This is a genomic window from Microbulbifer maximicatervae (SeqCode) (assembly GCF_052467825.1).
Genome location: NZ_CP174327.1, coordinates 4796933 through 4821098, shown reverse-complemented (window position 1 = coordinate 4821098; position 24166 = coordinate 4796933). Strand labels below are relative to the sequence as shown.

At 43.4% G+C, this 24166-nt stretch carries 29 protein-coding genes and 1 pseudogene; 23 read left to right on the top strand and 7 right to left on the bottom strand.

Going from position 1 to position 24166, the window contains the following annotated elements; translation table 11 throughout:
- Positions 1–97 precede the first annotated feature (97 nt).
- Both ACJJII_RS21210 and ACJJII_RS21205 read left to right on the top strand, forming a co-directional pair.
- Positions 98–559, top strand: a complete 462-nt coding sequence (locus ACJJII_RS21210) for a hypothetical protein (RefSeq protein ID WP_444917646.1) — start codon at positions 98–100, stop codon at positions 557–559.
- Between the two features lie 774 nt (positions 560–1333).
- Positions 1334–2299, top strand: a complete 966-nt coding sequence (locus ACJJII_RS21205) for a hypothetical protein (protein ID WP_444917645.1) — start codon at positions 1334–1336, stop codon at positions 2297–2299.
- A 38-nt stretch (positions 2300–2337) separates the two neighbouring features.
- On the opposite strand, the pseudogene ACJJII_RS21200 reads toward ACJJII_RS21205, so the two are convergent.
- Positions 2338–2460, bottom strand: a pseudogene (locus ACJJII_RS21200) (helix-turn-helix domain-containing protein); the annotation flags it as partial.
- A gap of 154 nt (positions 2461–2614) precedes the next feature.
- Complete coding sequence (locus ACJJII_RS21195) at positions 2615–2971, bottom strand: site-specific integrase (RefSeq protein WP_444917644.1); 357 nt, start codon at positions 2969–2971, stop codon at positions 2615–2617.
- Positions 2972–3004: 33 nt separating this feature from the next.
- Between ACJJII_RS21195 and ACJJII_RS21190 the strand changes: the two genes are divergently transcribed.
- The 9 genes from ACJJII_RS21190 (at position 3005) to ACJJII_RS21150 (ending at position 10960) form a co-directional block, all read left to right on the top strand.
- A complete protein-coding gene (locus ACJJII_RS21190) occupies positions 3005–3184 on the top strand; it encodes a hypothetical protein (protein WP_444917643.1) in 180 nt (59 codons plus the stop codon).
- Complete coding sequence (locus ACJJII_RS21185; RefSeq protein WP_444917642.1) at positions 3181–3468, top strand: nuclease domain-containing protein; 288 nt, start codon at positions 3181–3183, stop codon at positions 3466–3468. The genes ACJJII_RS21190 and ACJJII_RS21185 overlap by 4 nt, the downstream gene beginning before the upstream one ends.
- A gap of 215 nt (positions 3469–3683) precedes the next feature.
- Positions 3684–4334 (top strand): hypothetical protein, encoded by a 651-nt coding sequence (locus ACJJII_RS21180; protein ID WP_444917641.1) that lies wholly within the window; start codon positions 3684–3686, stop codon positions 4332–4334.
- Between the two features lie 392 nt (positions 4335–4726).
- Positions 4727–6889 carry a winged helix DNA-binding protein gene (locus ACJJII_RS21175; RefSeq protein WP_444917640.1) on the top strand — a complete coding sequence of 721 codons (2163 nt, stop codon included), beginning with the start codon at positions 4727–4729 and terminating at the stop codon, positions 6887–6889.
- A 376-nt stretch (positions 6890–7265) separates the two neighbouring features.
- On the top strand, positions 7266–8222 hold the full coding sequence (locus tag ACJJII_RS21170) for an alpha/beta hydrolase (protein WP_444917639.1): 957 nt from the start codon (positions 7266–7268) through the stop codon (positions 8220–8222).
- A gap of 757 nt (positions 8223–8979) precedes the next feature.
- Positions 8980–9840 carry a hypothetical protein gene (locus ACJJII_RS21165; protein ID WP_444917638.1) on the top strand — a complete coding sequence of 287 codons (861 nt, stop codon included), beginning with the start codon at positions 8980–8982 and terminating at the stop codon, positions 9838–9840.
- A gap of 180 nt (positions 9841–10020) precedes the next feature.
- Positions 10021–10398, top strand: coding sequence for a D-Ala-D-Ala carboxypeptidase family metallohydrolase (locus tag ACJJII_RS21160; RefSeq protein WP_444917637.1), 378 nt, complete (start codon positions 10021–10023; stop codon positions 10396–10398).
- A 107-nt stretch (positions 10399–10505) separates the two neighbouring features.
- The gene (locus ACJJII_RS21155; protein ID WP_444917636.1) at positions 10506–10766 is read left to right on the top strand and encodes a 3TM-type holin; all 261 of its coding nucleotides are present in this window, start codon (positions 10506–10508) and stop codon (positions 10764–10766) included.
- The gene (locus ACJJII_RS21150; RefSeq protein WP_444917635.1) at positions 10763–10960 is read left to right on the top strand and encodes a phage holin family protein; all 198 of its coding nucleotides are present in this window, start codon (positions 10763–10765) and stop codon (positions 10958–10960) included. Before ACJJII_RS21155 ends, ACJJII_RS21150 begins: the two co-directional genes overlap by 4 nt.
- A 110-nt stretch (positions 10961–11070) precedes the next feature.
- Here the strand turns inward: ACJJII_RS21150 and ACJJII_RS21145 are convergent, their stop codons facing one another.
- Complete coding sequence (locus tag ACJJII_RS21145; protein WP_444917634.1) at positions 11071–11238, bottom strand: hypothetical protein; 168 nt, start codon at positions 11236–11238, stop codon at positions 11071–11073.
- Positions 11239–11548: 310 nt separating this feature from the next.
- Between ACJJII_RS21145 and ACJJII_RS21140 the strand changes: the two genes are divergently transcribed.
- The 10 genes from ACJJII_RS21140 (at position 11549) to ACJJII_RS21095 (ending at position 17634) form a co-directional block, all read left to right on the top strand.
- Entirely contained in the window at positions 11549–12115 is a 567-nt protein-coding gene (locus ACJJII_RS21140; RefSeq protein ID WP_444917633.1) for a terminase small subunit, read from the top strand.
- Positions 12099–12722: a hypothetical protein gene (locus ACJJII_RS21135; RefSeq protein ID WP_444917632.1), complete on the top strand. Its 624-nt coding sequence runs from the start codon at positions 12099–12101 to the stop codon at positions 12720–12722. Before ACJJII_RS21140 ends, ACJJII_RS21135 begins: the two co-directional genes overlap by 17 nt.
- 68 nt (positions 12723–12790) lie before the next feature.
- Positions 12791–13591, top strand: coding sequence for a terminase large subunit domain-containing protein (locus ACJJII_RS21130; protein ID WP_444917631.1), 801 nt, complete (start codon positions 12791–12793; stop codon positions 13589–13591).
- Positions 13591–13851 carry a hypothetical protein gene (locus ACJJII_RS21125; RefSeq protein WP_444917630.1) on the top strand — a complete coding sequence of 87 codons (261 nt, stop codon included), beginning with the start codon at positions 13591–13593 and terminating at the stop codon, positions 13849–13851. The genes ACJJII_RS21130 and ACJJII_RS21125 overlap by 1 nt, the downstream gene beginning before the upstream one ends.
- Positions 13818–15011 carry a DUF4055 domain-containing protein gene (locus tag ACJJII_RS21120; protein ID WP_444917629.1) on the top strand — a complete coding sequence of 398 codons (1194 nt, stop codon included), beginning with the start codon at positions 13818–13820 and terminating at the stop codon, positions 15009–15011. Before ACJJII_RS21125 ends, ACJJII_RS21120 begins: the two co-directional genes overlap by 34 nt.
- The gene (locus tag ACJJII_RS21115) at positions 15004–15561 is read left to right on the top strand and encodes a hypothetical protein (RefSeq protein WP_444917628.1); all 558 of its coding nucleotides are present in this window, start codon (positions 15004–15006) and stop codon (positions 15559–15561) included. Before ACJJII_RS21120 ends, ACJJII_RS21115 begins: the two co-directional genes overlap by 8 nt.
- Entirely contained in the window at positions 15516–15914 is a 399-nt protein-coding gene (locus ACJJII_RS21110) for a hypothetical protein (protein ID WP_444917627.1), read from the top strand. Before ACJJII_RS21115 ends, ACJJII_RS21110 begins: the two co-directional genes overlap by 46 nt.
- 19 nt (positions 15915–15933) lie before the next feature.
- Positions 15934–16326: a hypothetical protein gene (locus ACJJII_RS21105; protein WP_444917626.1), complete on the top strand. Its 393-nt coding sequence runs from the start codon at positions 15934–15936 to the stop codon at positions 16324–16326.
- Between the two features lie 298 nt (positions 16327–16624).
- Positions 16625–16849, top strand: a complete 225-nt coding sequence (locus ACJJII_RS21100; protein ID WP_444917625.1) for a hypothetical protein — start codon at positions 16625–16627, stop codon at positions 16847–16849.
- Between the two features lie 185 nt (positions 16850–17034).
- Positions 17035–17634 (top strand): hypothetical protein, encoded by a 600-nt coding sequence (locus ACJJII_RS21095; RefSeq protein ID WP_444917624.1) that lies wholly within the window; start codon positions 17035–17037, stop codon positions 17632–17634.
- A gap of 191 nt (positions 17635–17825) precedes the next feature.
- Here the strand turns inward: ACJJII_RS21095 and ACJJII_RS21090 are convergent, their stop codons facing one another.
- A complete protein-coding gene (locus tag ACJJII_RS21090; protein ID WP_475708115.1) occupies positions 17826–19190 on the bottom strand; it encodes an IS4 family transposase in 1365 nt (454 codons plus the stop codon).
- Positions 19191–19736: 546 nt separating this feature from the next.
- Between ACJJII_RS21090 and ACJJII_RS21085 the strand changes: the two genes are divergently transcribed.
- Together ACJJII_RS21085 and ACJJII_RS21080 are read left to right on the top strand one after the other, a co-directional pair.
- Positions 19737–20564, top strand: coding sequence for a hypothetical protein (locus tag ACJJII_RS21085; RefSeq protein ID WP_444917622.1), 828 nt, complete (start codon positions 19737–19739; stop codon positions 20562–20564).
- Positions 20565–21039: 475 nt separating this feature from the next.
- A complete protein-coding gene (locus ACJJII_RS21080) occupies positions 21040–21483 on the top strand; it encodes an HNH endonuclease family protein (RefSeq protein ID WP_444917621.1) in 444 nt (147 codons plus the stop codon).
- 140 nt (positions 21484–21623) lie between these two features.
- Here ACJJII_RS21080 and ACJJII_RS21075 read toward each other — a convergent pair whose 3' ends face one another.
- The 3 genes from ACJJII_RS21075 to ACJJII_RS21065 form a co-directional block, all read right to left on the bottom strand.
- Complete coding sequence (locus ACJJII_RS21075) at positions 21624–21905, bottom strand: hypothetical protein (protein WP_444917620.1); 282 nt, start codon at positions 21903–21905, stop codon at positions 21624–21626.
- A 664-nt stretch (positions 21906–22569) separates the two neighbouring features.
- On the bottom strand, positions 22570–22764 hold the full coding sequence (locus ACJJII_RS21070; RefSeq protein ID WP_444917619.1) for an imm11 family protein: 195 nt from the start codon (positions 22762–22764) through the stop codon (positions 22570–22572).
- Positions 22765–23268: 504 nt separating this feature from the next.
- Positions 23269–23547, bottom strand: a complete 279-nt coding sequence (locus ACJJII_RS21065) for a hypothetical protein (RefSeq protein WP_444917618.1) — start codon at positions 23545–23547, stop codon at positions 23269–23271.
- Positions 23548–24166: the final 619 nt, after the last annotated feature.

Here is a 24166-nt window from a genome sequence, read left to right as displayed (position 1 = left end):
CAATCTATGTTGAGGTTTGGATTTGGCCGGTCGTTAGTCATGCCTATTTGGCGATTCCCCCCCTATTGAAATCACTAAGAAGTAGCTTGGAGCTGTAATGAAGTATCTGCTGTCCGTATTTTTCCTAACTTGTTCTGCTTTCGCCTCTGCGGCTGGGGACTCAAACTTTTCATTAGGTGTGGGTGGGGATCATGGTGGGCTAGGAGCAAAGTACTCGATTAACCGCGGTAAAGATAAGTACTTCGGCTCTTTGGGTTGGAAGGGCTTTTCCGATGATGCTGGTTCAGTCACGGGTTACGGATTGGGTTGGGAGCGACTTGTAGCTTCCGATAGCCATTCTTTAGGCGCTTTCCTGGGGCTGGTAGAGGTTCACTATAGTGGAAGTGAAGCAGCGCGCTATAACGGGATTGCTTTGCTTTACAATTATTACTTTTCAGGATTTTCTGAATCCTCATTTGTTCTTGGTACCGCTGTTCATGCGGGAACCAGATCAGGTGATAGGCCGTATTTTGATGAGCATACTACTGGTGCAAGTGTAAAGTTTGCTTATCAGTGGTAGCGTAGGTGGTGGATCTTTAGGTTTGGCTCCGCTCGCCCACCTCAGATTCTTCCTTGTTTTTCAAGGGCTTAAAACCTCGCCTAGTGCGGGGTTTTTTCGTTTCTGATTCCAGCGTGGTAATTTGGTGTGGTAATTATGGCCTCAATCTCGGTTGAGGTTTAATAAGCTCGTATTTATTGCTACATACCATCTAAGCGCGACTAATTTTTGCGATCAAGTGCATGGTTGTGTCCTATGGTTCTCAGCGTAACTTTTTCGAGTGATCTGCCAAGTACCCCTGTGACACATTAATCTACCTCGATACTGTTTGATTCTTCACAGGCTCTCTGTCCCGAGTTAAAAGATCTTCTTGAGTACTCTCTTGCCATTGTTGCGTTAACTTTCCTTAAATAATTATGTGAGTTTTTTAGCATGATACTCCCGTCTTCGTAAGTTCGAGAGTCTTTATCGGGTGATATTTTTTTGTATCAAAAAAGCGTCTGGCTGCATTTAATTTCTTAAATATGTCCGTATATCTAATTTAACTTTCTCTTTTTCCTGGTGTGGAATGTTTGCGGTATCAATAACAGTTCCCGTAAGATATTTTTTTATTTGGACGTTCAAAAATAATTTTTCTGATATATTTACATTGAGCTTGATTGTTATTCACCATCTTTGATAGTTTCAAGGGGTTATTTAATATGTTTTAAGTTTTTTTGTGGAAAGTTTTTTGTAGCTGCACTGGGTGTTATTACTTGTAATTCTTATGCGGACGGGGGCGAGGATGTAACGTTCTTGGGTAATGTTGGGATAGGGCATTCAGCTATTGAGAATAACTCGCTTTTAGTTAGATCGGGATCACCTAATGAGGATGAAGACTCCATTAGCACTACCGTGCAGATACAGAAATACTCTCATGCTGGGGACAATCAATACGTAAACCCAAAAGCTCTGCGGGTTGTTAATCAGGTTCAAGCTGGTGTGTCAGCTACTGAGTGGGCGATTAGTGGTGAGTTGGATAGTTATACAGAATTAAGTTCCCTGGGGAATACGGCCACTTCTGGTGTAGCAAGAAAGTATAATAAGGGACAGGTGTTTGGCGGACATTTCCAGGCAAAGGATTTAACTGGTCAAAGTTCTAATTCTGATCTGGGTGGATCAATCGTTGGGGCGGAAATAAATCTAAGTGCAACGGGTGATGATGATTATACGACTCCTAATGGTTATCCGGGTATTCGTATAGGTCTTGATATGCCAGCCCACACGGAAAGCAATGGTGAAGATTGCGGAAAATATGCTGCTGGAATTCGTGTGCGAAATTCAACTGATGGTGGCGTATGGAAGAAAGGAGTGCATATTTATGATCATTATATCGGTGATTTCGGTGCTGAGCCGATGAGTGTGGGGTTGGAGGTAACCACTAGCGGTTCTGATTCAGTTTTAATTAACGGTACTCCAGTCTCAGGTTTAACAGTTGATACAGATGGGGCTTATGGTGCAATTATTGAGGGAGATCATTCATTGGTTGATCTTTATGTGGTTGGTGGAGATAGTAATAAGTACGGGATAGTTGTTAGTGGAAAGCATTCAAATGCGGCAATACAAATTCCTGAAGAGCAATATATTTCTTTGGAGTCGACGAATCAGGTCAAGTTTAGGTATGAAGTGTTTGAAGGGGAAGGAAGAATACAGTTTTATGTTGGTGAAAGAAAGATAGGATATTTGGCGACATCGGCTAGTGAAAATAAAAGGTTGAATTAATCATTGGGGAGGAGGGAGTGCCCAAGTGCCTGGGTGCTCTTTAGCAAAGTGTCTCTCGATACGCCCAGCATCTTGCAAGCTTTGGATATATTGCCGAGTTCTTCTGCCGGATTTAATAATCCAGTCTTGTGTTTGATAATGCGATCATTAGTATTGATCATGGGGTTTATCCTGGGTTTTGCTTTTAGGTTTAGGCACCTTCATCAAAACCGGTAACCCCTTCTTTTTCAAGAGAATGTGTCAGATTTGGTCTGAACTAATCCAACTAAAGAGAATGTAGAGTAAAGGCAAACTAAATTATTTACCTTTCTTTGATCACTTCCGGTCTAGGCTGACAACTTTATCTGCTGTTCGATTGTATCGCTCTGCCATAGAGCGGGTTTTATGTTCGATAAATTTCTGCACGTCACCGTCAAAATCACTGGTGGCTTTAATTTTCAAATCGTGAAACCGAAACTGCGCCTTAGTAACTCCCGCTTCAAGCGCAGCTCGCTGCTCTCTTAGCCAAGTGGCATTAAAGCCCATGCGGGTGAAGAGTCGCCCGATGCGGCTGCGAATAATATGAGCTGTTTGAATTTGTGCATCAACATTACTCAGCAGCTTGAGGGTGCAGGAATAGTTATCTCTTGCGATGACGGGACTGAAATTCCATACACCCAGGATGTTCTCCACAGGTGGTTTTTTGGGAAAAGTTTCGAATTGTACGTGAGTGCCAAATTAAGGGGGCGGACTTTCTACGAGTTCGAGAGCACGGCCACCATGAATCGGGCTCGGTTTGCTGAGTATGTCGAGCAAGTGCGCGGGATTGTTTGCCAGTACTGGAAGATCACCATTCCTAACCCCGTTAACGGCTACTTCAAAACTCTTATGGAGGAGCTGCGGTGACAAAGTTGCGCAAATCAGCGCGCGGTGAGGAATGCACCTTGAGGTTGTTTCCTCACTGCAACAGCAACCCTGAAACCGTAGTGCTTTGCCACCTGCCCAGCAATGCAGGTCTAGCCCGCAAGTCTCCTGATTGGTGGGGTGTATATGGCTGTAGCAGCTGCCATGACGTTATTGATGGCCGGAGCAAGACGGACATCTCAAGGGCTGAGGTGGAGCGCAGCAAGCTTAGAGCGCTATACGAAACCCAAAGCAAGATGCGGGAAAAGGGATTGATAAAGGAATAACCAATGCCTAGCTGGGGAAATACAGAACTAACTCGCAACCAGCAGAGCGCCTTGTTCGAGCCATCTCCGTGCGATGCGTGTAAGCAAAGGGATAGGTGTGCAGTCGAAGAGCTCGCTTGCAGTGATTACCTACGCTGGCAAGACACAGGGAAAGTGAGGTATCGAGATAGAGAACCCACATCAAAGATATTCCGGAAAATCTTCAAGGTGAATCAATGAATTTTCACTCAGCTCGACAGGCTTGGCATGATGCGTTCGATACAGCCACTCAGCAATCTGATTATGCGGCAATGCTGGGTGGGCAGACGGTACGGAGTCGAGGTCCTAAGCATTACATCGATGAGATTCGGAATGAGAATGGAAAAATTACTGCACGTTTGGCAGGTCAGACCGTTTATGCAACTGAAACCAGGGTGGGGAAGGGTAGTAGCGGGCGAACAATAGATGCTTGTGAAAAGGGATTGGTACAACATGCCATTGCAAAGTTGAGAGAAACTGATGAGCTGGCTTACTGTTGGGGGATGGCTGCTTATGCACCGCCGGGGAATCGGTATAAGGAGCGGGCTTTTCTTTTGAGTTACATGATGAAGCGATTTTATAGTTGGGGTGAGCCTCATGACCCATTGAAAGTTGGGCAGCTGGCCCTATTTTGTATTCAATCTTTTGCTTTACGTGATGTAACAGGGAGGCGAATTGATCTTAGTCAAGCACGACAATTACTAAGGTGTAGTAAAAAGCAGTGGGATCGAGATTGGCGTAGGGTTTGGGCCCGACTAGAAAGGCTACTTAACTCCCTACCAGTTCGTGCACTTGAGCCACTAGGAAGAGTGCCTCCCCTTTCAAAGAAACACCCTCATGAGGGCTAGGCGTTCAATATCCGAGCTAATTAAAGATGTTTGCAAGTGGCCTTCGTAAGTGTTGAATAGGAATCTTAATGGCTATAGAAAAAAATGAGTGAAAATACCAATTTTAAATCGTCAAAGGTTCTAACTCTGTCAGCACTGGGCCAGGCTTCCCGTCCGGAGGCGATTGATGCACAATAGAGCATTAGCAAAATGTCTGGTTTTTACTAAGCAGGAATATACGATCAGAGGCATTGGAGTGCTTCAATTTAAAATTCTGTTGAATAGCATTGTGACTTTTAGTAGGCGATAAATTGCTGTGAGTCACCATAAGGTTTCCTCATTTACTTTTTAGAGTAACCTCTGTTTTTAACAAATATTGATCCATTGCTGGGAAATGGAAGAAGCGAGTATTTATGGATTTAGTAAAGTTTTCAAAGATAACCGAATCGCTACGGCAATATCGAAGAGCCTCACTGAAGGATTTTGAGTCTGATATAGGGAGTCAGCCGGTTGATCGGTTGTATGTTGATCCTTTACCAGGTGGAGCTATACAGCAAGCTGTATTGTCAAGCAATACAACTTTTATTCTAGGCCGGAAAGGGACCGGCAAAAGTACTGTTTTTGCAAGGGCTCAGTCCGAGCTGAGAAATCGTAAAGATGTAATATCTATTTATATTGATGTGAAGGCTTTATATGATGTTCTCGACACGAAAGGTATACCTGATACTGAGCTAACTGATGTGGAGGTATCTCGTGACGCCTATAAGTCCCACATGCTGCGAAAAATTACTCTCGGAAAAGTTATCTCTGAACTTGTAAGTGAGATTAAAGAGTGTTGCGAAAAATTAACGCTTGCTGATCGTTTGCCTTGGTTTGGAAAGAAAAAGAAATATAGCGAATTGATGGTTTCGCTGAGTGATATCCAGGATAGAGTTGCTAGCTTAAATTTAGAAAAGGACGAAATTCCTGTTCTGCAAAAAATTACAACTCAAATAAGGCAGAAAAGTCAGCAAGAGTCATCTCACAAATCATCAGCAGATGCTAAGGGCACTTCTAAAGTAAAACCTTCAGGTGTAGAAGCTAAGCTGCAGGCAGGTGTATCTTTAACAGATTTTGATAAAACATTAGAAGATAATGACATCTATAATGAGTATTCGGATGTCGTTTTGAAGTCTTTTCCTTTTTCTGAGATTTTGAGTGAGGTTCAACTTATAGTCTCAGAGGCAGGGCTTGCAAGAATAGTGGTTTTCTTTGATGATTTTTCAGAATTAGCTTTTCTTGATCAGAGGCTTTTTGTTGATGTTGTATTGTCGCCTCTAAATAATTCAAGTAATGAAGCAGTTAAGTTGAAAATTGCTGGTTATCCTGGTCGTGTTTACTATGGGAAAATTGATCCGGGCAAGGTTGATACTATTTACTTAGATTTCTATGACTTATATGAGTCTAATGAAATTCAGGAAATGGAAAGAAATGCATCAGACTATGCGCGAAGGCTTTTAGAAAAAAGGTTTGAGGCCTTTGGGAGTAAGCTGGAGGACTATTTTGATGTGACAGCCTCTGTCAGTTTGGATAATTACATGAAGATGGTATTCAGGTCTTCATATAATGTCCCCAGGATTATGGGCTACATACTGCATCAATGTTATTTGGATAAAGTCTCTAAAGGGCAGAAAATAACTATCGCATCACTTAGGCTGGCATCTAGGAAGTATTATGAGAATACAATGCGGAAGTATTTTGATAGGTTAAATAGGTATGCTCAAGAGCCTTATGAAAATAAGTTGGATCGACATAATCAACAGCAGTTGTTGGAGAATATTGTTGGTGAGGCTAGAAATGTTAGAAAGAGAATAGTAGACAGGGAGGTTGGGGGAAAGTACTTTGAGAAGCTGGGAGGTAATCCTCATACAAGTCATTTCATGGTTGCCCCTGATCTTGTTGATATTTTTTCTTCTTTGGAGTCAAACTTCTTTTTGTCTCGCTATAAGAAAACCCGTGATAAGCACGGAAAGGATGTTTTGGTTTATGCCTTATTTTTAGGGTTGTGTGAGAGTGAGAGGATGAATTGGGGGTATCCGGAGGGGCGGGAATATCGAAATTACTTTGTTCAGCGTTGTTTTGAATACACTCCTGTTGTTCATCTGTACCTTTCTAAATGTAAGACTATTAGATGCCAGAGATGTGGGTTTTGCCATCCCATGGAAAACAGGCAAAGCATTGAGCTGTATAGGTGGCGCTGTCCGGAATGTATGGAGGGGATCTGTTCCATAGTTAATCTTTCTAATGACTTTAAGGATGAAGTAGATAAGTTAAGTCGTGAAATTATGTTGGATCCGATAGAGCTTGAAATTGTAACAGTTCTTAATGACGAACAACGACAAATGAGAGCAGGTGAAATAGCTGCGCTGATAGACACCACTCACCAAATGGTTGGTAGAAGAACAAATAAACTACAAGAAATGGGGTTGATCAAAAAGGAGAGAAGTGGAGAGGACGGTAAAATGCGTAGTGAAGTTACAGAAAAATGCAAATTGACCTATTTTCACTTAAATAATGAAGAGTTTTCTGGGTTATAGTATTACTAATGCGATTTAGCTGGAGTAACCTCAATTTTCTATTTATTAAGCTGGCAAAACCCTTGACTTTCTCTGTGTCAGAACTGTATAAAAACCCCATGCTGGGATAAATATGCAGATTCCTAGCGAAACACCCTGAAGCCCGCTCAATGCGGGCTTTCTTATTTATAATCACAGTCATAAATTTCGTAGTGCAATTAGAAGGCAAATTGACATTGGTCAAGATTTCTGGTTGGTAGGCTGGGTGAGGGTGTTAACTATTCCCCATGGTTGTTTCGAACTCTATTTCTAATTGAATTCTATTGGTGGTTTTAAGGCTTGTTTTATATCTTTATTTGATCGGCTATGTTTTTTGAAGCAGTAAAGGGCCTAAGATATGCTTATTATTACGAATCGGAATATAAGGTGGAAAGAATTTAAGAATGGCGTGGGTAGTTATAGAGCTTTTGGGAATAAGTTAAATCGCAAAGGGGCAAATGAAATTAGGATTGCGAATGCTGATATGGAAGGGGGTGAATGGCGGATTAGGTTGGTTAAGGAACCAAAGAAAATAACAAAGTCAAATTTGCCTTCAGAAAAAATATTTAACTCCTTAAGGAGTGAGCTTATTAGGGATAAGCTTGACTGTGTTTTCTTTATCCATGGATTTGACAAGCCTTTTGTGGACACTTTAAGGCAGGCCCGTCGTGTGGAGTGGATGTATGGAGTAAAAGTTATTCTATTTTCTTGGCCGTCTAACCCTGGCGGGATCATATTTGAGGAGTATCCGGATGCAAGCAAGATTGCGTTAGCTTCTGCTGGGGCTCTAGCTTCTGCTTTGGGTAAAGTCAATCACTATATGAAAAAATCATTAAGAAGTGATTCTGCAGGGAAGTGTAATATAAGGTTTTCGCTTTTTACATATAGTCTTGGTAGTCGACTTCTTTACAGTTATATGGGTGGATCTTCTGATAGTGAAAAAGAAGAAATGTTTGATAACGTCATACTATGTCAATCTGATGTTGACCGCTTATGTCATGAGGACTGGATTGATAGAATATCAATTGGCAAGAGAGTTTATATTACGATTAACGAATATGATAAAATCTTAAAAGTGTCAGAGATTTGGAATGGAAGAGAGAGGCTAGGGCGAGCGTCAGGCCATTTATATTCAGAGGATGCATTGTATTTTGATTTCACCGGTGGCCCTAATGTGGGTCGTAAGCATGGGCTTTTTTATAAAAAAACAAATAAAGTGATCAGGAACATTTTTCATGAATTTATGCATGGTAGGAGGGGTGAGAGCGTATCGGGTATGACCTATAATCCAAGAACCAACTCGTACAAATTCTAAGAGTTATAGTTGGCAAATTATATCCTGGAGTACGAATCATATAGACGTCGTACAGATACGAGATTTAATTCATTAGTTGTTTTTTTGCAGAGAGGTATTTTTTGGGTGAAGCTAGACATTTTTAGGGTGATTTAGAGCTTTCATTCAAAACCCTTGACTTTCTCTGTGTCAGAATTGTATTAAAACCTCATGCTGGGATAAATATGCAGATTCCTAGCGAAACGCCCTAAAGCCCGCCCAATGCGGGCTTTTTTGTGCCAGATTGTCAGAATGGCGTGCAAATTCGCACTACTGAATATATATACAACTGTATATATTGACAGTATTTGTGTCCGAGAGTAGTATGTTCACAGCTGCTTTGGTTTTCATGCAGCGACCATCCTTTCTTAAGCCGGCCCCCAAGCCGGTTTTTTTATTCAGAGAGCTTTGATGTACGTCGGGTTGATATCTTTTATTGCCTCCACTTTTATTGCGATTTTTTACTGGTAGTTGTTGCAGGTAAATTATGGTGGTTGTTAGATGTGGATGTTATGGGGTTGACTAAGTGAATCAATATTTGTGCCTGCTTTTAGAAAGTTCTATATGGCTGTTTAGTAAGTGTTAATTAAAGGTCAATTTGCCTCGAATGTCTCGAATGTCTAGGTTGAATGGGGTTTAGAGCTTATTTATTGTGATTATAAGTATATTTATTTTTTAAGTCTGGCGTGCTAGTGTTTTGCCGCATTTAAATGGTTTTAATCTATAGAGGGATTTTTTCATGATTAAAGATAGATTTTTTGGTGTTTTTTTTGCTCTCAGTATTATGCTATTGGCTATGAGTTCTAACGCGCTTTCCTTGTTAGAGCCAAAAGTCTATACATGTAATGACTGTACCAGTTTCTCCCGTTTGGCGGAGCAGAAAGCCAGTCAAAATGTTGATAATCGTTTTTATATTATAGATGTTGAGAATGGAATTGTTAAAGCTTACATCGGGGTGACTCAAATTGTTGATTTTGAGATTGTAGGTGCGGTTGCGCTACAAATAACGGTGGATGCTGAGTTTCAAACAAAATTTGATAATCTGGTGGATGCCCGCCGTGAAGTTATAGCTTACATTAATAATACAAGTGGCGAAGTTGACGTTCCTTCATATATTGCTGGTAGTGCATGGGACCTTAGTGGTAGTACTAGAGTCCAGAATAATATTGGAGATCTAATTTATGAGAATTTGGAACTCAGGAGTAAGATAAGCGCATTTGTATGGGCATCCGTAGATGTTTCTCCTGCATTGGATTTGGGTGAGTTTTACATAACTGTAAGATTTGATGATGGCTCATCATCGCTATACAAATTAACAGGGCAAGAGCTTCAAGGTGACGGCTCTTGGAAACTTACCTTTGAGTATGAAAAGGGTTCTGGTAGAGATGTAAACAATAATACTGTAGCTGACAGTAAATCCCAATTCGCAGGTGAATTTATATTTGGCACTGAAAATGAAGTGTTGCCGTTTTTAGATGCACTCTCACGGTTCGGTATAGAGGTGGAAATTTTTGGTGTGATTAGTTGCGGGCCAATTACGACGACCTGTGTAGGAGAAGGGCCAGATATGGTATGTGAGACAAAGAGTATAAGTTGCTAGCTGGTTTTTATGCTTTATATAAGTTTTCTTGGGGTGATTTTCCTTAAATTATGAATAGAGTGTTTATTTGATGGGTTACTTATCAAGATATCTACCCTAAAAGAAAGGGTTGATATAAATTTCTTATTTTATTGGATAATAAGCCCGCTACGAGCGGGCTTATTTGTATCTGGTGATTTCATGTTAAACAATGATTACTTTCAAAAATGTGAACTGAGTTGTCATTGTTGTGGCAATAATCATTTTAAAGATGAAACGCTAAAGCGCCTGATTAGAGTTAGAGAGCGCTTCGGCAAGCCAATGATTATTAACTCTGGCTATCGCTGCCCAGCACATAACGCCCGGTTAAATGCCACTATGACCCATACCACTGGGCAGGCTGTTGATGTTCAGGTGGCCTTGGGTCGAGCCTATCGGTTAATCCAAATCGCCCAAGAGGAAGGGTTTACCGGTATAGGGGTAAAGCAGAAGGGCCCAATAGGTAAGCGATTCCTCCACCTGGATGACCTTGAAGTAATACCTGGCGAACTAACCCGGCCCACTGTTTGGAGCTACTAATGATTTCAGCCATATCAAATCTACTCGGCAAGGTCATAGACAAAGCATTCCCAGATAAGACAGAAGCCAACCGCCTAAAAGCTCAGGTTGATTCATAGCTGATTTCAATGGACTTGGAAGAGCTAAAGGCGGCAACCCAGGTAATCACGGCAGAAGCCTCGGGGGAGTCATGGCTACAGAGAAACTGGCGGCCTGTAACAATGCTTACATTTGTCGGGCTGATTGTTGCCCATTGGGTAGGGTGGACAGCCGAAAACCTAAGCGAGGACCAAACTCTGGCCCTGTTGGAGATAGTAAAAATCGGCCTCGGTGGTTATGTCGTGGGGCGCAGCGCTGAGAAAGCGATGAAGGCTTGGAAGCAATCATGACCCTACACGATGCAATGCGGGAGATACCCGATAAGGCCAGTTATATGACAGCTGTAGGTGCGGGCACTTTTGCCGGTTGGCTCGCTGATAACTGGCTTGGTCTTGTTGGTGTAGCGATAGCTGCATTAGGCCTGGCGGTGAATTGGTATTACTCACACCAGCGGCACAAGTTGATGAAAGAGCAGCAAGAATGATAAGGGTGACACCAAAATGATTATAACCCTTATCATTCTTAAGTGAGAGTTATACGGATTGTTGAACAATCAGTGTTAACTTCTATAAGCTTCAGTTTCTGTATTGCTTATTATGTCTCACAAATTATTTCTCCATTATCTTGATTAAACCAGTCTGAACAAAATCCCAGCGTAGGTAGGTTAAATATGTCGCCCCAGGAAAAGGATGAATCGGCAGATGCAGAGCTTGAAAAAACTGATATAGCAAAAATGGCAGCTGCCAGTTTTAATTTTTTCATGTTTTAGTTCTCGAAATAATTTAAATTTGTTTAGCTTTTTTGTTGTTTAAAAGCTTATTCAAGAATCATCAAAAAATAAATTACTGTCAACAGAAAACTCATATTTTCTTATGTTTATTAGGGACTATGGTTTCATGAGGTCAGTTTTTATAGGTGCAAGTTTGATTGGGTGTTTAGTTTGTCAGAATTCTGCAGAGCTTAATTTTTTAATACCACCGTTCCAAATAGAAGGCAGACTCCAGTTAGTGCAGGTCAATTATACGAGTTATTTTTTAAGGTTTTAGTGAAATATAATTAATTTGAGATCGTTATGGCCAGGCGAAATCACAATAACCTAACTGATAAGTGGCAAGTGTTCGCTGATGCCTACCTTGCTGATAAAGAGCTAAACGCAACTAAAGCTTATAAGGCTGCATACCCTAAAGCCTCCCAGCGTACAGCTGAGGTTAACGGTGCAGAATTACTGAGAAATACTGAGGTGGCGAAATACATCGGGAAAGCACAACGAGCCCGCCCTGAGCGCACCCAAATCAATGCCGATTATGTGCTGAATCGCTTAGTTGAAATCGACCAGATGGATGTTCTGGATATTCTGCAGGATGACGGCTCTCTAAAGCCTATAAGCGAGTGGCCCAAGGTTTGGCGGCAATATCTGGCAGGCATGGACCTCGCTGAACTCTGGGAGGGTCGTGGTGATGAGCGCGAAGTGATAGGTGTCCTCAAGAAAATCAAATGGCCAGACAAACTCAAAAACCTGGAACTTCTTGGCAAGCACGTTGGAGTCCAAGCATTCCGCGATAGAGTGAATCATGAGGGAGGGCTAGTTGATGAAATGGCAACCCTTATGAAGCAAATCAGCGATGGCGCTACCACATGAACTGGTCAACAACCTTACGAATAGAGACTGGCGATTAAATAATCTCTATTGGATTAAGGATAAGCGGGGCAAAAAAGTTAAGTTCCGGATGAACCCGGAACAGCGCGACTACTATGAGAACCACCACACTCGGAACATCATCCTTAAGGCACGGCAGCTTCGGTTCACTACTGAGCAGTGCATTATCCAACTTGATTGCGCCCTGTTTGAGTCTGGCGCCTGTGCACTGATAGCGCACAACCTGGATGATGCAAAGCGGCTATTCCGCGAGAAAGTTAAATACGCATATGACCAGTTGCCGGATGTTATCAAGGCGGCCAACCCAGCCAGAAGCGACAGGGCAGGCGAGCTGGTTTTCCATAATGGCGGCTCGGTAACCGTCAGCACCTCATTTCGGGGTGGCACGATCCGTAAGTTGCACGTCTCTGAATTCGGAAAGATATGCGCTAAGTATCCGGACAAGGCTCGAGAGATTGTCACGGGTGCATTTGAAGCCGTTTCCATTGATTGCGATGTCACTATCGAATCGACCGCAGAAGGCCGCAGGGGTATTTCTTCGACTACTGCCAGTCATCGGAGAAGTTACATAACCAAGGGGCAAGCCTAACCGCGCTGGACTGGAAGTTCTTTTTCTACCCTTGGTGGAAAAACCCTGAATATTCACTTTCGGGGGCCTTGTCTGTCCCTGAACGATTCGAAAAGTACTTTGCCGAACTCGAAAGCAAGCAGGGCATCAACCTAACCGATGCGCAAAAGCTCTGGTACATCACTAAAGAGAAAACGCTAGGTGATGACATCAAGCGGGAGTACCCATCATTCCCCGCTGAGGCCTTCCAGCAGTCTATCCAAGGTGCTTACTACTCACGGCAGTTCCAGCGGCTCTACAAAGAGGGGCGGATTCGCTCGTTGCCTGATGACTCACATTTACCGGTTTACACATTCTGGGATATCGGGGTTGGTGATTCGACCTCTATTTGGTTTGTGCGCGTGGTGGGTGATGAGTACCACGTGATTGATTACTACGAGAACAGCGGCGAAGGCATAGCTCACTACATGAAGGTGCTGAAAGAGCGCGGCTACAACTATGCCGAACACTGGGCGCCTCACGATATAGATAACCGGGATTTCAGTGGCAATGGTAAATCTCGTAGAGAAATGGCTCGCGAGGGTTACGAGATAGACGGTGAGACATACAGCCTGAACTTCAATGTTGCACCACATGGTAGCGTCGACGGCGGTATTGAGTCGGTTCGTGAGGTTCTGCCTAAGTGTGTCTTCGATCAAGAGAAGTGCGACCAGGGTATCAAGTGCTTGGAGAGCTACCGCAAAGAGTGGGATGACAAGAACGGTTGCTGGAAAGATCGACCGCTGCATGACTGGTCTAGCCACGGCGCAGACGCATTCCGCTATTTCGCAGTTTCAGTGAAGAACATCCGCACTATGGCAATGAGTATCAACATGGGAATGTCCTACTAATGGCAAATTACGTTACTTACCAGCGCGACGACTTCACCAAGGCGCTGCCAGACTGGACGCTGGTTGATGATATCTGTGCGGGTGAGCGGGTCACTAAGTCTAAGGGCACCACCTATTTGCCCATGCCCAACCCAAAGGACCAGAGTGAAGCAAATAGAGCTCGCTATCAGCAGTATACAGACAGGGCGGTTTTCTATAACGCAACCGGTCGCACGTTGCAGGCCTGGTGGGTGCCGTATTTCGTCGAGCGCCAACGGTAGATATCCCGGCAGGTCTGGAATACCTGGCTTCAGATGCTAATGGCAATGGAGTGAGTATCTATCAGCAGTTCCAGTCTGTGGTTGCTGCGGTGCTTAAGTCTGGCCGGCGCGGCCTATTGGTGGATTACCCCAAAACTGAAAGGCAAACCTCTAAGGCCGAACAGCAAGCCGGCCTAGTACGTGCCTCGATAGTGAGCTATCCCGCTAATCAGATTATCAACTGGCGGACCATCAAGGTTGGCGGTGTGCATCGGCTGGGGCTGGTTGTTATCCGTGAGAGCTATGAAGAAACCACCTCAGATGGTTTTGGCATAGAAGAGAAAACTCAGTACCGCGCACTTAAGCTGATTGATGGTCGCTATACAGTGGAGATATGGCGCAGTGGCAACACTGGCACCTGGGTTATTCACGACACTTACACACCGTTAGATGGAGTAGGGAAGGCCTGGGACATTATCCCGTTTACCTTTGTTGGTGCCGAGAACAATGATTCGGGTATCGACCGGTCTCCATTGTTAGACCTGGCAAACCTCAACAAAGCCCATTACCGCAACTCAGCAGACTATGAGGATTCAGCGTTTTTCGTCGGTCAGGCGCAGCCTTGGATTTCTGGATTAACTGAGAACTGGCGTGACCATATGGAGAAGCAGGGCATTTATATTGGCTCCCGCTCTCCAATTTTGCTCCCCGTTGGCGGAGCCTTTGGATTTGCTCAAGTTGAACCTAATACCCTGGTCAAAGAAGCAATGGACCAGAAAGAAAAGCAAATGGTCGCCTTGGGTGCTCGATTGATTGAGCGGGGTTCAGCAGTAAAGACGGCCACTGAAGCCCAAGCCGAAAACGAATCAGAGCACTCTGTTCTATCCCTAGTCGCCGAGAATGTTAGCGAGGCTTACACCCAGGCTATTCAATGGGTGGCCCAATTCCAGAATGTACAGGCTGCTACAGAGTACAAACTCAACCAGGACTTTGCTGAATCCAACCTTGATGCGCAGATGCTTAGCGCCCTGGTGAAGGCTTGGCAGTCTGGGCGTTTACCGAGTTCTGACCTTTGGGCGAACCTGCGGAAGCATGGCGTTATTAATACTGAGAAGACTGACGAGGCAATTCGCGAAGAGTTGGATAGCGAGGAGCCTGAGCCGGGCTTAAACGATGAGTGAAGCTCTCGCCACTTCAAGCACTCGTCATGCTGTCTACCTGGAGCGATTAAAGTCTGGTGAAGTAAATCAGTTTGCGGCATTCCTGCAGCAGATAGACCGCTCCATAAAGCAACGTCTTTCAAGCCACGATTTAACTGAGTTCTCCCGGACAAGGCTGGAGCGGTTGCTTGCTGCAGTTGATAGCGATCTATCCGAGATATTCAGTAAGTATTACGACCTGCTGGATCTGGCCGAGTATGAATCGGAATTTGAGGTCCGCAACCTGCAGGCCGCATTGATTGCTGGGGTAGAGGCTGTAATTCCTGCACCGGCTCAAGTTCGCGCAGCTGCTCTGTCCACTCCACTCTCTGTACGTGGTCCCGATGGCGGGCAGTTGATTGAGCCATTTATCAAGGACTGGACTAACAGCGAGAGAAAGCGGGTTACGGGGGCAATCCGGCAGGGTTTCTTCGAGGGGCAAACAACCTTCCAGATTTTCCCTACTGCATTGCCGCCGGTACCTACTTGCGCGATGACCTATTGGCAGACGATTGCCGCCCCGGCGATTTGATTCACTGCTGGGATCTTGGCGACAGTGATACCCATCTAGCCCCGATAGAAGCGGTTAAGCCCGAAGATAAGGTGCTTTGCGTACTGCTCACCATGAAGAGTGGCGCACAGGTTATTTGCAGTCGAGAAACTCCAGTGACGGATAGTGCAGGGCGTGTCTACTTAGCTCAGGACTGCCATGGCGTAGAGCTGGGAGTGCTACATGGCGACGAGCCTATGACTTGGGAAACGGTCGTCAGCGTCAAATGCGCAGGCCCCCGCACCGTCTACAAAATCTCCGTCGGCAATATCAGCTATGCCGCCGGTGTTGATCCACAGCACCGAGTAATCACCCATAACGCCTACAAGCCTTAATTGATTAGGAGCATCAGGAATGCCTCGCTTTTCTCCAATAACGGTGCCGGACTTAGCGGCCTGGCAGTTTGCCTACATCATCGACGACGGACACAGTGTCGGCACGATTGTACGGGCTGTAATCACTCAAAAGCCCGAGCCGGCAAGCGCCGAAGCCCAAGCTGTCGCTGTGCTTAAGTGCGTGATCGCCGTGATCGCCGTGATTGACGACCAGAACAGCGTGCAGACCGATGCCGCAGGAGACCCGATGGATAAGGTCTACGTCACCACAAAAACACTTACCACAGATGCAGGGCAGGCAGTCAATGTGGTTGACGAAGCAGCTGGCCTTGTTTCTGACTGTATTGGTGAAGTGGCGAATCGCCTGGCCGTACATAGTTCTATTGCGGCTATGGCGATTCCGAGTGGGTAATACAGGCCACCGTTAACTAAGATGAGCTGGTTTATATGAATGATGGTAACAGTCCGGTTTTGAGTGTTGAGCTGTTAAATCGCGCGGCGATGCTGTCGGTGATTAGTGGAAATACTTCAGCGTATGTGGCGGGGTGGTTGCGTAGATACTGGGGGGCTGGATAGAGATTTCTGGGGCATCGAAATTATTTAAACTTCAACTCACTAAATGCTAAGTACTTCGCACTTTGGTGGTTTCAGATACTGTTATATTTGAAGTTCAAAATGATCTGGCTTTATTAACGTTAAAGGATACAGTTATGGAGTGGGCATTTACTTTGGAAGGACAACCTTCGAACGAAACAATTTTTGTAAGAGTTCCTGATGGCACTACTCCTCCTAATGTTGGAGAGAAGGTCACTGCAGACGGAATGTTAGCGGGAATTTATTATGTTAAAGAAAGGGAGTTTATGGCTTCATTTCCATATGAGAATGCTGGAAATTTAAAATTCGGTTGGACATTTGTGCTTAAATCTAAACCATAAAGCTAAGACTGAGAGATCTTATCCTGTTGGTTGCGAAGAGTATTAACTATCGGAGTGGCAGGATATCCTATTATCTTTAAGAGCCTGTATTCATCCTTCCGTGGCTTGCGGTAGTGTATCGTGCTGAGTTTAGTTGGGGAGGGGTATTAGTTTTTGCAAATTCTGATGTTTACTAAGGAAGGGATATGAGAGACTTTGTAGTTCAAAAATTTCATCATTTTGAAGGGGGTGATTTTGTCCCAGGTGAAAGTCTGAAGGAGGCAATTACTATATTTTTTGCTTGGGCTGTCCCAGCTTTTTTGTTTGTCCTTTGGGTAAATAGATTTTACCCAGAAGTCGAATTTTATCAAGCTGCAATTAGGGAGGGTATTGGTCCAAATCTTTGGAATGCGATCGGAGCCTTCGGCATGTTTTCATTCGCGGTGGCAGTTATGCTTCCCCAGTTTTCCACTCCCACTTTGGTTTCAAGGCAGATACTGTCAAATACATATGCAATTGGCTGTCTTACGTTCGGGCTATTGCTGGGTCAATGGTTCACACTTTTATCGACAGATAGCTTGATTTGGTGGCAACGTGGTCTATTTGGTATTACTTCCGGCGTCATACTAATTGTAGTTTTCTTGCTTAACCTGTTTGTTTGGTATTTGAGTTTTTTGCTTAAAGATGATGCTGGCAAGAAATCGGTTTTTTTGAGAAGGATGGAGCAATTGTATTGGCTATTTAGAATACCATTAAGCTTATCCTTTGCGGCTTTAATGATAGTGATTTTTCTATCTGAAAGATGAGTTTCGATATGCTTCGCCGCATTTGTCCGGCTTGTTTATCTCTAGCGTGATCTCTAACTGTCCTCCAATTCGTGGTTCTATCTTTTTCCTGACATGATCAGATGCTCACCTTGATTTGAGTGGCCCATGTAGTCTTGAACCTTTAAATGGTACTGTCGTTTCCTTGGCGCATTACCTGTGTTTTATACACATTATTTAAGTCCATTTAGAGCTTCTGCTGCCTCTATATAATGAAGTAGCTTGGTGTATCCCTGCCAAACGGTTCTAACCCCTGGCTCGCCATCCCCTTTACGCCCCAAAAAACCTCCTAGACCTGCCAACATACGGGTTATCTCCCTCATGCTTGGGGGTTCATTTGGTGGAGTAGTTTTATCTCGCATCATCCATATTATACGCCATTCTTTTTCAGAGTAGGCACTTGTACACGGTGTGTCAGGAACTCTTCGTGCATGCGTAGTTATCGAATGTAGCCGCCATCCAATAATCATATAGATCGCAATGCAGTTCAACATTCGCTGCTCTGTTCTAAAACGATTACTTTCTATCTGACATCCGCCTTTCACCACCCGAAAATAGGTTTCAATTTCCCATCGGCTTCGATACCATTCAATGATGACCCTTGCCTGCTTAAAGTCTTCAACTGGCAGATCCGTCAACAACATCCACTCAATGCCTTTCTCACCCTCTGGTGGGGTTAATTCTTTAGCCAATACAGCATAGAGAGAATGTGGTCGTTTAGATTTTCCTTTTCCTAGCAACCGTATCTCAGTAGTGGATACGTTGACCTTGGCTTTTCTTCCAGGCTCTCCATTCCGTTTGGGAATATCTACCGTGTATAGACCGACAGATTTCTGCTCATTCATATGATCCCAAAGCAAAACTGTTTCTTCTCCATCGAGCTCTAAAGTGCGATTGGCCTTAGCTCGAACGATATAGCTCGCCCGCCGCTGTTCACTTTGTTCTTCAGCCTGCTGAAACCACTCATGAATATCACCCTCTCTATCAGCAATACTCACAATTGTGCTTTCAGGGCACCGCTCTTGTATCTGACAAGCCGTTTCGTAATGGTCTAGCCAGCGTCGACTCTCCTTATCCTTTATCGACTTTGTATAGCGGGAATTAGAACTTGATTCCTTATCTCTCTGCCACATACTACCTTCAACAACACCCAAATTAATTCTGGATGGTGTTATCGCGATGGAGGTGTGCAAGAGTTGTTGGTTGGTCTCTTTACGCCTAAGTGTTCCCATCTCTTTACTTTCTAGGTCAGTGGCAAAATTTAGAAAAGTAGTATCTTGTGGGATAAGAACAACAGGGTGCGCCTTGATTCTCTCAAGAGTTGCCGATTTATGGCCGCTCATAATAGAGTCAAAATTGACTTTATCATTTTCGATAAAGCGATAAGCTGCAAACGTTTCTGCCCAAGTTTTGTTTGCGCAAGGAATGCTATTCTTTGGGTCGGAACTTAAATTACTGAGAATATTAGACAAGCGCTTATTCAAGCGTGTATCACCCATAACCTGATTTTTTACTTCGTCCATGACCCAGTCCTGCATAATAATCCAATCAAACCTATAATTCTTACTAGGCCAAACTGTAACTTATTGATTTACATAATAAAACTGAAAAAACTTGTGTATAAAACTTAGCGCATTACTGAGGGGTACCCCTGACCCTCTGGGGTGAAGCCTGTTTTATTGCTGAGTGAAGATGACGAGCCTCGTAACTAGATAGTCCTGACCATAAAATCAAAAACCTAGGACCTAAGCGCAAGGCTTTGTGTCTCACAGGATGCGTGGTTAGGTCCCCTTATTTTTTCACCTGGGCCTCTAACTTTTATCCAGCATGATTAAGAGTTTTGCCAATGGGTTCTAGTACCTATTTTAGAGACATTACAGTGAGGAGAGTTGTTAAATCATGTCGTCAGGTATGGATCTATTGCGGCTGCTCTCAAATAACTAAATAGTCAGGTTTGGGAATCTGTTTCTGTGAGTTCAATTTTGCTTTGTTATCTTAAGTTCTATTTGCATGAAAGTTGATTTATCATTGCTTCGCCGTTGGTTATTGGCGGCATACGCTAGTTTTTAAGAAAAAGGATTTCCATGAAACAAATTTTTTTATTTGCATTTTTCTCTGCAGTCTTGTGGGTGTCATCAGCAAGTGCTGCTTCTGATGTTTTCCTATGTGACAACTGTACCAGTTTTTCGGGTGCAGCAGACGCTAACCTTATAAATGCTTCACCTCGCTCAAAATTTTATATTGCTGACCTCAAAAGTGGTGTTATTAAGGCGTATATGCCTGTACTCATAGATCCCACTAAATTTACCCCGGATAATTTCCGTGCTCAGGAAGTTTCTGTAGACTCAAGTGTGCAGACTTTATTTGATAAAGCTTCAGGGGCGACGTATGCCCTCTATGCGGGGAATGACACAGCAACAGTAAATGTTAGAGTTCCTGAGAGTACTTTAGGTAGTGCGTGGGGTATGTCTGGTAGTTCTGCTAATACAAAGGCAGTAGAGGATTTGATTTTTGATCACCTTGAAGGCCTGGATGTATTATACGCATATGAATCTGCAGTAGTCCAGCTGATAGGCAAATTGGTTGGCCTCCAAGCTGTTGCTAATGTTGTTTTTGCAGACGGATCTACAGCGTTATTTAAAATTTCCGGGGCTCAACGTGATGGTACTCTAACCTTTTCTTATGTTCCTGGTAGTGCTTATGATGAAAATGGTAACAAGATCCCAGATAATCTAAATCAGTTTTCTGGAACCTACGAGATGTCACCAAAAATGTTTGAAGATTTCAGGGACGCAATAGAGCGCTGGGGAGGTAATTTTGACATGCTTCAAAATTGTGAAGGCGGAGAAACGATCTGTGAAGTGCATGGAAACGATTTACACTGTGTTTACTTTCCTGGAAGCTGTGACTAAATGATTTGTAAGAGCTCCTCTGTTTATTAGTCTAAATTCCACGTAAATCATATGAATGCGAGCGTATGTATATTAGTCTATATAAAGCTCATATTATATTTTGGGTGTATTTTGCTTCCTGTATGCTGGTTGTAACCTTACTGTGCAGATGGAAGTTGAATAACCCGGTTCCAGGAATTTTATTCGGTGGGGCTCTTGCTTTATTTCCACCATTCGTTTTTATTTATATTATCTATCTGGCTTTGAAAAATAAGAATGGACGTTGAGTTTCTCTTTTGTGAGAGTCTTGATATGTCACCATGCTGCATGTTCCGTGCTTGCTCCACAGGCTTACCTCTTATACGATCCCTTAAACAATAAAGAGGGGTCGTCATGCGTCTATTGCTACCAATTATCCTATCCACCGCTCTGTCTGGTTGTTTTGAGGCTGTAGCCAATACCAACGAATACGGACCGCCACGAATGGCTACCTCGTTTGTCTGATACTGATAGAGACTGCCAGAGCACACGCCATGAGCTACTGGTTCAGTTCTCCCTAGCTCCAGTAACCTTCACTAATGAAAAGCAATGCACTGTAGACCCCGGCCTCTGGCTGGACCCGTACACGGGCCAATTTTTCAATCTGGCCTCTGACCTGGATGTTGAACACATCGTGCCGCTGTCCTGGGTTCACGGGCACGGTAGTGCCAACTGGACTGTAGAGCTAAAGCGTCAATTTGCAGAAGACCCAGAGAATCTATGGCTGGTCGATGATGGCCGGAACCAAAGTAAGGGTGACAAAGGCCCCGATGAGTGGATGCCACCTTATGAACCCGTCCAGGCTATCTACGTGCAGCGATTCATGGCGATAGTGGAGAGGTATGGGCTGAAATTATCACAGGAAGAGTCAGCCCAGATTCTAGCTTTATTGGAGGGCTAAACTGCCCTCTTGGATGGAATCATTAGTAGTTCACTCTACTTCTTCACTCTTAGGAGATGGCTCCTTTCTAGTGGAAGGGGAGGAGGCTGGACTGGAGGTCAGTCCAGCCTGATACATTGATAAGAAGTATCGTAACTCTTTCACTCGCTCAGGGGGGCTGGTACTACAGTTGCTATTTGATAAATGAGGTAACCAAAAACACCGAGGCCAAACACTGTAAGAAATGCTGGGACAACTGACATTGTCTTTGCAATAGTTGCGAGTAAGGCAATCATTAATGCTGCTATATATTTAGCTAAAATTTTAGCATATGTTCCTGACGACTCAATTAAATTTTCATATGCTTCTAGGGTATCCTTTATATTCTCAAAGTCTTTCTTGCCAATATTTTTTTCCTTATTTTTGATCTGAATTTTAGACATCGAAGTTTCCTGGTGCCAAACTTTTTCAGGGGTTTTTCGCTATGCCCCAATTCTGATTGCGTCCTCGCTACATACTTATCTCTTGCAAGCAGGAGAGCGATTATTGATAAACATTCGAAAAGTAAAATTGAAGCTGCCCAGAGCCCATTTGTTTCTAAAGCTGTTTTTATAGGGGCGGGGATCGTAGGTATCATTATGAAATAACCAACCAAGCTTGCACTGAACAGTAAAGAAAAAATTACAAATGAAAATGTGTAAGCCACTCCTGCAGAAAAGAAAATATCTTTTAAGATCTGCCTTCTTGTACACTCTTTAGAGTGAGTTTCCTCAATAAATTGACATATATCCATTATTTTTTCCCTTTGTGCTAGTTAGTACATTTCCGGATATATCAAGCTCCTTTAATACGCCCCAATAGGGCTTTCTTTCTGAAAGCATAAGGTTTTCCTTGCTCTGAAATTGTTTCTTGGCTGCTCTCTATTGAACAGACTAGCTAGGTTACTCTGTCTCAGGAGGGAGTGTGGCTGAGCGTAGCCTCTAAAGGGGGTGCTCAGTACCTACGTATTAAGAAGGTATTTTAAAGTGTCAAGATTACATGATCGAATTTCAACTATACCATGCTTGTAGGAAAGAGGAGCCCCTGCACATGCCAGGGGCTGTTTAATTAATACTGGGTTAGATTTTTACTGAAGAACAAGCCATCAAGCGATGACGCTTCGACCATTTCTTTGAAGGCCTCGGCGCAGTAGATGCTGACGCTGGATTCTTTTGTCCTGAATACCGGTATTTCTTTCAGCTTATCTTCATCGAACTCAATGGCTGATATTAGATCATCGTCTCGTGTAACAGATCCAGGCACTATCGCATTAAGATCTTCGGCAATTGTTAGGGGATTAAATAGGTAAAACTTGGCCCCTTGGTGTGTGTAAGGAAGGAACTCGCCGAAAGAACCCAGTGTACCTTCGAGAGCCTGGTATGCAGCTTCATGTGATACAAGTGACTATGGTTGCTCATTTTTTTAAACCATACCGTCGTTCCAGTAGGTGTTGCTTTTAACCACGGTTTTAGGGACGTTAGCCGCCCTCTCGTAAAAGTAGTCATAGCGATCTTTTTAGTTTTATCAGAATTAGCTAGACGATTGTACAAGGGCTTTAACTTGTGGTGACATTGTATTGACAGCACATTGGAAGTAAATAGTGCTGTGAATACATTATGTCTTCCACCTCGAATATAACTCATTCTCTGGAGGCTGACACTATCACGGTATCATTGGAATGATACCTACAAGTGTACTCCCCTTACTGTCCAATTCTCTTCTCAAGGGCCCGCTCCTAGCGAGCCCATATGTTATGATGCTGTCCGTTCAGCTAAGTTCGGTTACGGCTTTCATCAGTGATTCTGCAGGCTGACTGGAGAAACTGCAGATCTTATTCTCAATTACTTCCCTGTTAATAATATTAAAAACTCTTACCTTGTCAGTTTTTTTGTCGAAAATCTGTGCCCAATGAGTAAAAGGATCAGTCATTGCAATTTGCTCTATCGCTTTGTAGGCATCCTCCTCATTGTGAAACGAATATTTTAGATCCCTTATTCCACCCATAAGCAGGTTATAAGTGCCGGTGAGTAATGCATATCTTTTCATGGGGTTCTCCAAATTTACAAATCTGAGCCCCGAACTTACAGCCATGGTTAGTCAGTGCTGGCCGAATACACCGAGGCGCGGTTTAGGCAGTTACGTGGCTAGACGCATGTCATATGTTTTTACCATGCACCTTAAGTTAACCTCAGTGTTTATGTACTGGAGCTTAATGTGGATTTATTTTTTTTGTAAATTGCTGTCGCGACTTTCATTTTAGTTCTTGATGTTCAAGTTAATTCTATTTTTGCTCTTTTTTTTGTAAAAAAAGAGTTGGCTTTTAACGTGTTGTGGTTTATTTGCCTGATGGCTTTAGATGTTGCGCTTAAGGTAGGGGTTTCTGATTTAGGAGTTTGGATGAATATACGATGAATTATTAGTGGAATTTCCTGATTGATAAGTTAGGTTGCGATTTTTTTTTATTTGGTGTTAATATTTTTAGCTAGTGATATTAACCTAGTTGTTAAGGTGAATTTAATGTTAACTACAATAAAGTTGTAGGTGGGGTTGGCGTGGAAATTCTTAACTTTTGGACTTTTTGTGAATGATCAGAGCAAATCTTGTGCCATCAGTTTATTTGGTGAGGGTGGTTGTGAAAAAAGCAATATTGCAATTTTCCGCTACC